The following is a 10,690-nucleotide window of genomic DNA, read 5'->3' as shown; positions in this document are numbered from 1 at the left end:
GCACAACGCCGACCCCAGGGCACTCTGCCGCTCGGGATCATTGGGCTTCTCGGCCAGCCGAGCCCGAGCCTCGGCGACCTTCTGCTGCCACACCACCACGTCGTCAGCCATTTCTGTTCCCCCGTTCTCGTACTGCGGTCGGTGTTCGGTGGATCTTGGGTTTCGATGTGCGGTCGAGTCGAATCCGGCTGGCAGTCGGTTCCGGCGACCTACGGGGCATGCCATTCGTGGAGCAGCTCGTAGACCCCGCCGAACTGCCGGACCCTCCGGGTGAGTTGCCGCCGGTACTTCCTTCGCGGCGTGAGCGGATCAATGCGGCGTCCGCCAGCTGCTGCGGCTGGTGGCACATGCGCCATTGCGCACGCTGATCAGAGTAGGAATCTGGTGATCGAACCGGATATCCCTAAAATTGGTTATTGCGCTCGTGCGAGCGGCCTGTGGGATGACGGTCCGCGCTAGGTGTTCAGTGCGGTCAGCAGCTCCGCCCGGCCCGTGACGCCGAGCTTGCGGTAGACGGCCTTGAGGTGACCGTTGACGGTGTGGACTGACATGTCGAGGCCGCGTGCGATGTGTTTGGCCGCCGCCCCGTCCAACAGGTGCTCGATCACCTGTCGTTCGCGGGCGGTGACGCCGTACCAGGAGCCGAGGGAGACCAGCAACTCGCGTGCCGGTACGGCCCGTACCAGCACGGCCACCGCCCCGTCGTCGTCCAGGGGCTGGCCTTCCGCGGAGATCCACCGGCCGAACCGGGCCGCCGGGCAGTGCATCACCGGCGCCTGGACCCCGGGCTCGCCCAGCGTTCGCCGCGTCTGAGCGGCAATGCCGGAGACCAACGCGTCGACCCAGCTGGCCGGATGATGCTCGCGCAGTCGCTCCGCCCACCACGAGGCCATCGGCGTGGCGCCGGTCACCTTGCCGGCCCCGTCCACGACGAACACCCCGGGTGTCTGCTCCGGCGCGACCGGCTGCATGGGGCCGCTGAGTACGTACCGCCGCAGTGTCGCGATCAGCACAGGTGCCAGCTCCAGTACCCGCATGGGATCCGCTGTGTCGAAGGTTCTGCCGCCCGACGAACGCAGCAGGGCCAGTGAACCCCACACGCCGTGCGCGTCCCGCAGCAGCACCCGCAGCTCACCACCGACCCCGTGAGCGTCGAACAACTGCCGCATCGACCGGTCCCGACGACCGTTGCCGGTACCCACCAGTCCGGCCGGCATCGGCCGCCGCAGCAGATCCCCCGGCAGGCACGGATCGTCGCCCGCCAGGTAGCTCCGCATGAACCGGCGCCCGAACTCGGCCTCGAAGTTGTGCCAGAAACTGAACACGGTGTGCCCGGCGCCGTCCGGGTTGTTGCCCATCAATCGCAGCGCGTCGTGCGCCACGACCGGCGCGACCGCTTGGGACACGGCCTCGGCCAGCTCCAGTGAACTCAGCGATTCCCCCGCCAACGCGGGCAACCCGCGCAACAACCGCCTATCAACGCCCATGTCGGTCAAAGTCGCCCGGCATCGTCACTGCCGCAACCGACTTCACAGAACCTGCCCTACGTGTTCGAAGCAGTGTCACTGAGCTTCGTGAAGTACTCCTGGAGCTTGCGCTGGATTTCCTGGAGTACCTCGCCGGTTTGTTTCAGCCTTGACAGACGGGATTCTGCCGTTCGAGCGTAGGCCCCGTCCTCCCATTCCGCAGCGAACAGGTATCCGCTGAGAGCATCAACAGCCGATTCCGGGTCGACACCATGTCCGCTCTTGAGCAGAAGACGATCCAGTGGACTCTCATCGTCAGCAATCACATTGGCGACTACCGACGGGTGCCAGTCTTCAGCGTTGGTCAGCGAGTGATGCGTATCGAATCGCACTGTGACCACGGCGCCTTTGGGGACCTCCACACTGTAGCGACCCTCATCGTTCGTATAGGTCTTGTCGAGGAGAGTTCGATCGCGATAGACACTGACCTTGATCATCGCGATCGGCGCCTTATCGATCACAGCCCGCACTTGCCCATACATGACGGTTCCTCACGAGTGCACTGTCTGCCATCGCTGTAATGGTTGCCAATCATCTGAACGGGCCTGCCGCGTAAGCTGACGGTGACCCACCCACGCATCAAGGGTGGGCGCCCGCCCGCCGCGACGGCCCGCCCGGACGAGGTCGCCCAACGCCTCGCCTGCCGCGATGAGGCGTTGTCACTGCGTCAGGTGGTTCCAGGTCTGCGGTCCGACAATGCCATCGATCGCGATGGCCACCCGGCGTTGGAATTCCCGCACTCGGCCGTGCGTGACCGGGCCGAATCGACCGTCGATCGCGAGCTGTTGCAGGTTGGGGATGCGGGCGTTCAGCAGCCGCTGAACCTTTCGTACCGCCGGCCCGTGCGAGCCCTGCTTCAGGGTGGGTGTGCCGGCTGCGGCCTCCTGCGACTGCTCGCCACCCGTCACCATGTCCCAGGTCTGGGGGCCGACTATGCCGTCGACATCGATCTCCACGCGCCGCTGGTACTCGCGTACTCGGGCGTCTGTTGCGGGGCCGAAGTCCCCGTCTACGGCCAGGGAAGACAGGTCGGGCACGTGCCCGTTCAGCAGGCGCTGAAGCTTGCGGACCGCCTCTCCCTGGGAACCCCGACGCAGCGTGGGAGTGCCGATGCCGTCCGACGGGCCGGGGGCGGTGGCGTCAGGCTGGACATCCAGGTACACGGCGTAGACCCCAGTGTCGCCCGCGTCGTCAACGCCGCTGAGGAGAATCGCGTCAGTGAACTTCAGTGTCCGTGGGTCATCAGGCCGACTGCGGGTCTGCCGACGGGAATTGGCGGACAACAGCTGATCCCGCGACAGGGCGATCGCCGATGGGTTGTACACGTCGTCACTGATACCGAGCAGTTCGGCGCCGAGACCGACCAAGGCATCGGAGAGCAGCTCGACCAGGGGCAGGGCCAGCGTGGCAACCCCGCCCCCAGCGAGACCGGCGACGGCAGTGGAAGCCGCTGTGGAGACAGCTTGCGCGACGGCCGCCTTCTCCTTTTCCACGTCGCCGGAGTCGTGCTCAACCAGCGTTGCGGATACCGTGAGATCCTTGGCCGGTCCGGAGTAGAGAAGTTGTTGCGCGGTGAAGATCCGCATTCCCGGCGGCCCGAACACGAGCGTCGCACTGCCCTCGCCCGGAAACTTGATCACAGGTTGCGGATCCTTGCCGACTATCAGTTGAACCGTGCCGAAGATGTCGTCCTTCTTTTCCTGGCGGACTCGGCACTCAAGCCCAGTCCACATGACCTTGACGTCCGTCATGATGCATCGATCCCTGGAGTCATGGCCGGGCGACGGGACACTCCCCCATAGGCCGTGGCTGACCGGCCGCATGAAGTTTCCGCGTGAGGACGGGGCCAGAGTTGAATCCGGCTCGGCAGAGCGCTTCTCCTCCCGACTGTATGTCTTTCCCGGCGCCGTGTCCTGTTAGCGGGCACAGCCGCCTCGCGGATTCGGCGGACAACCGGCACAACCGTCATTCGTGGAGTGAGCAACTCCCACTCCTGATCGGTCAGTTCATGACGGCGTATCACCTCATCATGATTCACCACCCGATGATCTTTGAAGCCGCGCCGTAAGGTCGAGCAGCTCCGCCAGCTCCGCACCGCCGGCACCGTTCCTGGCAATCAGCGGGATGACCCAGAAGCCGGCGACGGTGATGCTGTCCGCCGCCAGGCGACTCGGCGCAATCGCGAAGGCTGTCTGCCGGGACGAGGCGCCGTAGGTCACCAGTCGGCCGAGGTGTCCGAGTGTGTCCAGGGCGGCGCATCCTGTGGGAACTGAGTCAGACCCCGACAGGCTGCCGTGAACTGCAGCGCCGATGCGAGCGCATGTCCTCCAGCGTGCTCAGCACCCGCCTCGACGAGCTGACCGACGCCCGCCTGCTTGCCCTGCACAGCGACGGCTACCACCTCACGCCACTCGGTCAGGACCTGGTCGAGGCACTGAGTCCGTTGGGCGCCTGGAGCCGACGATGGGCAAGGGAAACGAACGACGCTGCGGCCGAGGACTGAAAAGGGTCGCAACACCTGGAGGAGAAGGCCCCGCAGGGCCGAAGCGAAGGCCCAGGGCAGCAACGTCACGCCCATCACGAAGCCGACACGTCTCAAGGGCGTTCGCTGCCCCGGCCGCCCGGCCGGGAGACACGCGCCACCCCGTATTCGCCAGCCATCACTTGTGCTCGCCAGGGTGCCGATACGGCGAGAGTGCAAACGATACTGGAGTCTGTCCGGGGAACTCCTCGGAACTCCTCTGCTGGTGCAGAGGCCGCATGTTCGCAAGGTCCGGGCTCTGGTCGCCTCCAGAACCCGGACCTGGACGTGCGAGGCGATGAGGCGGGTCCGGCCGATCATGTGCCGGTCGGGCCCGCTTCACGCGAGCCGTGGACTGGCCGTCCGGAAACCACCGCGTTCACACCTTCACGAGCGCATGAACTCCGCCGCACATCCTGCGATCGCGGTGACCGCTCCGAGCGCAGCGATGATCACCTGCGCCCGGCTCGTGGGATTCAGCCGCTTACGACGACTTGCACCCCCTTTCCGCTTCCGCATGTTCACCTCCTTCCGGGAACAGCCCAGGTCCTGGGCAGGCCCAGCAAGGTGCTGGGACAGACGCGTCCGGCACGGAGGTGAACAGCCTCAACGTAGGGCGGAGCCCCGGTGGCACACCATCAAGCGCACCCTGGCGAACCCTGGCGCATAGTCTCGGGGTCAGTCGCCGCCAGTTACTCCGACGCACGACCACAAGGCGCACGAACGGTGTGAGCAGGAGTGGCACCAGGCCGTCGACACGGTCCGTCGCCACAGGCCCTCGCCCCACACCTCGCACGCTCACACCGCACCCGGCCCGGTTTCGGCTGCTGTTGAGGTGCGCGCAACCGGATTTCCAAGCTGGCGAGGCCGTGCTCGAAGGGCTCGCCGATCCCCGCGCCTGAAGATCCCGAACTCCGCGTCGCGGGACGCCTCCCAGCTCGGTTCTCTGTCAAGTTCTGTGCGCTGGAGTGAGCTTGGCCTCAGGCAGCCTGCCAGGGGGCCGTGGCGGCCGCCGTCAGCGGAGGAGGCTCCACTTGTAGCGCGCGTCCTTCGGGTCGAGATCGTCGCGCACCGTCACATAGGACGTGCCCGCCCGATAGGGCGTGCTCAGGAGCTTGCCGTCGTCGTGCGACACCCAGAACAGGTCCCCGGCGGCGTTGCCGTTGAAGTGCCAGAACTGATTGACGTCGTTCGCGTCGCATGTGCCGAGCCAGGCGAGGCCCCATCCGGCCACGTCCGCCACGCACTTGCCGGTGCCGACGGAAACGATCTGCCACGCCGGCTGGTTCGCCAACTTCAGGCGCCACCGCTGCCGGGGGTCGCCCGGGTCGCAGGGCGCGAAGGTGGCGGTTCCCTGGAAGGCGTTGGCGGGGTCGTCGGCGGTGGACATGCACAGGCCGTTGCCAGTGTTGCGGAACAGGCTCCCGGGGTCGGGCTCGGCCGCGCCCGCCGGCGCCACACCGGTGAAAAGGGCGCCGCCCGCAGCCGCGACGAAGGCCGCGGCCAGGGCGGTGAGCCGACGCGTGAACTTCATGGGACTTCCTTCCGGTGGCGGTGGTGCTCTCGATGCTGAGGCACGGTGCGGTGCGGCACCATCGCTCGAACGGAGGACAGCGAAGGCGCGCCCGGGGTCCGGAAGGATCACATGAGTTCACGCGGCACCGGATGCATGGCGCCGATCGCTCCGCGCCGCATGCCAACCCAAACACTTCAACACGCCGGTCCAGCAGGGAAACTCGCGTAGCCGGGTGAGTCCAGCCACGGGCGGCCTGCACGTCGCGGACCCAGGCGGTGAGCACCGCCACGGAGCGCCAGTCATCGTCCATCGCCTCGCCTGGACCGGCCGTCATCTCCCGGACCCACGCCGCACTGGCAGGCGGCTGCCCCGGTTGGCGACCTGCTGCTGGTCCCTCGTCCTGATCGCTGTGCGAGCTCCTCGTCACGGCCGCACAGCTCATTGCGTCCGCCTAACGCGGGACCGGGCGCCCATCGCTCGGCACGTGGGCGACCGCTGATGCCATCGCCCCGTCCAGTCGGGCAGACAGTCGAGGACCCACTCACCGATCTCGGGCGCACCACCTCAGCGTCGACGGCACAGCACCGGAGCCACACCGGCACCCCCGCACGGTAGGCCCTGCCGGCCCCATGGGGCCCACCCTCCGCGGGCCGAGCCTGAGTGCTGCCCACAGTGGTGATTCCCGGAGCGACAACCTTCGCAACTCGGGCGGCGAGCCGCAGGTCGGCCGTACTCGTGGTGGAGTCGGCTACACCACGGGTTCGGGAGCGTGCTCCCTCGTGGCGGAAGCGCCGTGGACGAGATCGTGGGTGGCAGAAGGTTCACCGCTCCAGGGTTCGGAGGGGGACACACCAGACGCCTGCGGGCAGGGCATACCGCCCAGGTCATCGCCCGTCCCGGCGTATGAAATGTGTCACGTCAGCTTGGTGTCAGGACACTGGCCGGAAGTTGTCAGCCCGCTCCGCTTCCCTGCTCGTGGTCGAGCCGTTCGACCGCTGTATCTCCGGAATCCGACCCCCGTCGGCCGGATCCCCCCACCTCACCGAGGAGATGCCATGACTGACGCCCTGTCGTGCCCCGTCACCGGCGCGGCCGCGCCGCTGCCGGAGTATCCGCTGCCGCGGGCGGCGGAGTGCCCGCTGGCTCCCGCCCCGGCCGCGCAGGCGTTGCGGGCCGAGAATCCGATCACGAAGGTACGGATCTGGAACGACAGCACCCCCTGGCTCATCACCCGGCACGCCGACCAGCGGGCCCTCCTGCCCGACCCCCGCGTCAGCGACGATGACCTCGACCCCGGTTTCCCCTACGTGAACGCCCACCGCGCGGAGATCGCGCCGGTCACCCCGCGTCTGATCACGAACACGGACGCACCGGAGCACACGCGGCTGCGGCGGACGGTCAACGGGCCGTTCGTGGTCAAGCGGATCGAGAAGTTGCGGGCGCCGGTCCAGAAGATCGTCGACGAGCTGATCGACGACATGCTGTCCGGCCCGAACCCCACCGACCTGCTCAAGGCGTTCGCGTTCCCGCTGCCGTCGCTCGTGATCGCCGAGCTGCTCGGGGTGCCGTACGAGGACCATGACTTCTTCCAGCGCAACAGCGGCGTGGTGCTGGACGGCGCGGTGGCTCCGGAGGTGGCCAGGAAGGCCAGCGGCGATCTGGCCTCGTATCTGGACAACCTGCTCACCAGGAAGACGACCGACCCCGGCGAGGACGTACTCACGGAGATGGCCGGCCGGGTGAAGGCCGGCGAGATGACCCACACCGAGGCCGTTCACATGGGCGTGGCGATGCTGATCGCAGGTCACGAGACCACCACGACGATGATCAGCCTCGGCACCCTGGCCTTCCTCCAGCAGCCCGACCAGCTCGCCCTGCTGCGGGAGACCGAGGACCCCAAGGTGATCGCGAACGCGGTGGACGAGGTGCTGCGCTACCTCACCATCGTCCAGACCGGGGTGCGCCGGGTCGCCAAGGACGACATCGAGATCGGCGACGTCGTCATCCGCAAGGGCGACGGCATGATCTTCGACCTGCACGCGGCGAACTGGGACCCCGAGGTGTTCCCCGAGGCCGAACGCCTCGACATCACTCGCCCCGCCCGAATCCACCAGGCCTTCGGATACGGCCCCCACCAGTGCCTGGGCCAGAACCTGGCCCGCCTCGAACTCCAGGTCGCCTACGGCACCCTCTACCGCCGCATCCCCACCCTGCGGCTCGCCGCCGACATCGCGGACCTGGAGTTCGACCACACCGGCACCACCTACGGCGTGCGCAGCCTGCCCGTCGCCTGGTGACCACCCCTTCCCCCACGAAAGACCGAGAAAGACCGAGGTAACGCCCATGCGTGTGGAACTGGATGTACCGAAATGCGTGGCCTCGGGGCAGTGCGTGATGGCCGCCCCTGATGTCTTCGACCAGCGTGACGACGACGGCGTCGCGATCCTGCTGGAGGAGCAGCCCGGCGAGGAGTTCCTGGACGAGGTCCGCGAGGCCGTGGCCATCTGCCCGGCGGCAGCGATCCGGCTGGTGGAGAAGTGACTCCGATGCGACGGATCGTGGTCGTCGGCGCCTCCGCCGCTGGGCTCGCGGCGGCCGAGACCCTGCGCAGGGAGGGGTACGACGGCACACTCACCCTCGTCGGCGACGAGCCGCACGCCCCGTACGACCGTCCCCCGCTGTCCAAGCAGATCCTCTCCGGCGAGTGGGGCACCCAGCGGCTGCCTCTGCGCCCGTTCGCGGACCTCGATGCCCTGGACCTGGACCTGCGGCTGGGACTCGCGGCGACCGGGCTGGACGTGACGGACCGTACGGTGCGTCTGGCCGACGGTTCGGCGGTGCCGTACGAAGGGCTGATCGTGGCCACCGGGGTGCGCCCACGCCGACTGCCCGGGGAGGGCGCGCACGTCCTGCGCACCCTGGACGACGCGCTCGCCCTGCGCGACCGCCTGAAGCCGGGCAGCCGCCTGGTCGTGGTGGGTGCCGGGTTCCTCGGCGCCGAGGCCGCCGCCGTGGCCTGGCGCCTGGGCTGCGAGGTGACCCTCCTCGAACCCGCCCCCGTCCCGCTGGCCCACGCGGTCGGTGCCGAGGTCGGCCGGGTGCTCTCCCAGGCCCATCTCGATCACGGGGTGAAGCTGCGCACCGGGGTCACCGTGACCGAGGTGACGGAGGACGGGGTGCGGCTCGCGGACAGCGAGGTGGTCTACGGCGACGAGATCCTGGTCGCCGCCGGTTCGCTGCCCAATACCGAGTGGCTGGCGGGCAGCGGTCTCACGGTGGGCGACGGGGTGGTCTGCGACCAGTACTGCGAGGCCGCCCAGGGCGTGTACGCGGCCGGCGACGTCGCCCGCTGGCACAACCCCTTGTTCGGGACGGCGATGCGCGTCGAGCACCGTACGAACGCCGCGGAGCAGGGCATGGCGGCCGCCCGTAACCTGCTCGCGGCGCCGGAGGCCCGCAAGCCCTTCGCGCCGGTGCCCTACTTCTGGTCGGACCAGTACGACATGAAGATCCAGGCATACGGCTATCTGCGCGGCCACGACGAAGTCGCCCTGGTGGACGGCGACTTGGCCGCGGGACGGTTCATCGCCGTCTATCGCAACGGCGAGAAGCTGGTCGGTGTCCTCTCGGTCGGCATGCCGCCCAAGGCCATCCGCGCCTGGCGGCAGGCCATCGCGGCCGGTACGTCCTGGGATGAGGCCGTACCGGCCGGGAAGACGTCCGCCGGCACGACCAGGGCGGCCTGAGCCGATCACAGCAGGCGGGACCGGACCACGCCACCGCCTGCACACGCGGGCCCGCGTCGGCGCCGCTCCCGCCATCGTCCGGCACCGGTTCGACGGCTTCCGTCGGCCGCTGCAGGACGCCCCCGACAGCGCGGACAACAAGGAGGTAGTTCATGCAGAACCGTACGGACGCCACGCGTGACGTGGTCGTCGTCACCGGAGCAGGCGGCATGGGAGAGGCGGTCGCGCGGCGGCTGGGCAGCGGGGGGACGCTGATCCTCGCCGACGCCTTCCGCGAACCGCTCGACCGGACGGTGGAGGCGTTGCGTGCCGAGGGGTACGCGGCGCAGGGCGTACTGACCGATGTCTCCGACCGTGCGTCGGTCGAGAAGCTCGCCGGGACCGCTGCCGAGGCAGGCCGGGTCACCACCGTCGTGCACACCGCGGGCGTCTCCGCCGCGACGTCATCGGTGCGCAAGATCCTCGACGTCGACCTGCTCGGCACGGTGTATGTGATCGAAGCGTTCGAGAAGGTGGCCGTCCACGGCACGTCACTGGTCTGCGTCGCCAGCGTGGCCGGGCACATGGCCTCGATCGGCACCGAGGACGAGAACGCCCTCGCGACGGCCCCCGCGGAGGAACTGCTCGCCCTGGACGCGGTCACAGCCCTCGGCGACGACCCGATCGCCGCGTACATCCTGGCCAAACGCGCCAACCTGGTGCGGGTGCAGGCCGCCGCGCTCGCCTGGAACCAGCGCGGTGCCCGCGTCAACTCCGTCAGCCCGGGCGTGATCGCCACCGCCATGTCGAAGGCGGAGGCCGAATCGGACCCCGACGGGCACATGCTCAAGATGCTCGACGCGTGCGGCGCGGGCCGTCCCGGCACACCCGGCGAGATCGCCGACGCCGTGGCCTTCCTCACCGGCCAGCAGGCGCGGTACATCACCGGCACCGATCTGCTCGTCGACGGCGGACAGTCGGCGTGGATCCGACGGCACATGCCGCACCGGGGACGGTGACTCGACGCGTGTCAGAGCCTGGGGCAGAAGTGCTTCGAGTCCCCTGAAACCTGTTCATGACGCCGGGTGGGATGCCAATGCCTCGGCACCCCACTCGGCGCGGGTCAGTTCGTCACCGTCCTGGTTCGCGGTGTGCAACGGGGACTCGTTCGTGCAGACATGGCTGCTGCAGGGTCGGCCGTCGGGCCAGAGCGCTTTCAATGTCCGCATGCGTCCTCAGAAAACCACGCCGGCGTAGAGCCCGAGGCTACCCACCAAGCCGGTTCAGGCACAGGCACTCACCTGGTCCTTAGCCTCGCGCTTTCACGAGGTGGGCTGTCCAAGAGTTGATCAGAAACACGGAAAGTGCCCTTGACCTGCAACGATAGGACTTGCTGAGGGTC

At 68.4% G+C, this 10,690-nt stretch carries 11 protein-coding genes; 5 read left to right on the top strand and 6 right to left on the bottom strand.

The window, feature by feature from the left end; translation table 11 throughout:
* Positions 1-455: 455 nt before the first annotated feature.
* From ACFU95_RS48550 to ACFU95_RS48530, 5 genes are all read right to left on the bottom strand, one after another.
* Positions 456-1,487 (bottom strand): helix-turn-helix transcriptional regulator, encoded by a 1,032-nt coding sequence (locus tag ACFU95_RS48550; protein WP_383843526.1) that lies wholly within the window; start codon positions 1,485-1,487, stop codon positions 456-458.
* 56 nt (positions 1,488-1,543) lie between these two features.
* A complete protein-coding gene (locus ACFU95_RS48545; protein WP_383843523.1) occupies positions 1,544-2,008 on the bottom strand; it encodes a carboxypeptidase regulatory-like domain-containing protein in 465 nt (154 codons plus the stop codon).
* Between the two features lie 177 nt (positions 2,009-2,185).
* The gene (locus tag ACFU95_RS48540; protein WP_383843520.1) at positions 2,186-3,277 is read right to left on the bottom strand and encodes a peptidoglycan-binding protein; all 1,092 of its coding nucleotides are present in this window, start codon (positions 3,275-3,277) and stop codon (positions 2,186-2,188) included.
* Between the two features lie 19 nt (positions 3,278-3,296).
* Entirely contained in the window at positions 3,297-3,479 is a 183-nt protein-coding gene (locus tag ACFU95_RS48535) for an entericidin A/B family lipoprotein (protein ID WP_383843517.1), read from the bottom strand.
* Positions 3,480-3,553: 74 nt separating this feature from the next.
* Positions 3,554-3,745 (bottom strand): hypothetical protein, encoded by a 192-nt coding sequence (locus ACFU95_RS48530; protein ID WP_383843514.1) that lies wholly within the window; start codon positions 3,743-3,745, stop codon positions 3,554-3,556.
* A gap of 20 nt (positions 3,746-3,765) precedes the next feature.
* Here ACFU95_RS48530 and ACFU95_RS48525 point away from each other — a divergent pair, with 20 nt between their 5' ends.
* Positions 3,766-4,029 (top strand): winged helix-turn-helix transcriptional regulator, encoded by a 264-nt coding sequence (locus tag ACFU95_RS48525; protein ID WP_383843511.1) that lies wholly within the window; start codon positions 3,766-3,768, stop codon positions 4,027-4,029.
* A 1,033-nt stretch (positions 4,030-5,062) separates the two neighbouring features.
* Here the strand turns inward: ACFU95_RS48525 and ACFU95_RS48520 are convergent.
* Complete coding sequence (locus ACFU95_RS48520) at positions 5,063-5,581, bottom strand: RICIN domain-containing protein (RefSeq protein ID WP_383843508.1); 519 nt, start codon at positions 5,579-5,581, stop codon at positions 5,063-5,065.
* A gap of 1,037 nt (positions 5,582-6,618) precedes the next feature.
* Here ACFU95_RS48520 and ACFU95_RS48515 point away from each other — a divergent pair.
* From ACFU95_RS48515 to ACFU95_RS48500, 4 genes are all read left to right on the top strand, one after another.
* Entirely contained in the window at positions 6,619-7,860 is a 1,242-nt protein-coding gene (locus tag ACFU95_RS48515) for a cytochrome P450 (protein ID WP_383843505.1), read from the top strand.
* A gap of 46 nt (positions 7,861-7,906) precedes the next feature.
* On the top strand, positions 7,907-8,104 hold the full coding sequence (locus ACFU95_RS48510; RefSeq protein WP_383843502.1) for a ferredoxin: 198 nt from the start codon (positions 7,907-7,909) through the stop codon (positions 8,102-8,104).
* 5 nt (positions 8,105-8,109) lie between these two features.
* On the top strand, positions 8,110-9,309 hold the full coding sequence (locus ACFU95_RS48505) for an NAD(P)/FAD-dependent oxidoreductase (RefSeq protein WP_383843500.1): 1,200 nt from the start codon (positions 8,110-8,112) through the stop codon (positions 9,307-9,309).
* Positions 9,310-9,461: 152 nt separating this feature from the next.
* A complete protein-coding gene (locus ACFU95_RS48500; protein WP_383843497.1) occupies positions 9,462-10,307 on the top strand; it encodes an SDR family oxidoreductase in 846 nt (281 codons plus the stop codon).
* Positions 10,308-10,690: the final 383 nt, after the last annotated feature.

This window comes from Streptomyces sp. NPDC057623 (genome assembly GCF_042800355.1).
Lineage (GTDB): Bacteria > Actinomycetota > Actinomycetes > Streptomycetales > Streptomycetaceae > Streptomyces.
This window is presented reverse-complemented; position numbering and strand designations above follow the sequence as displayed.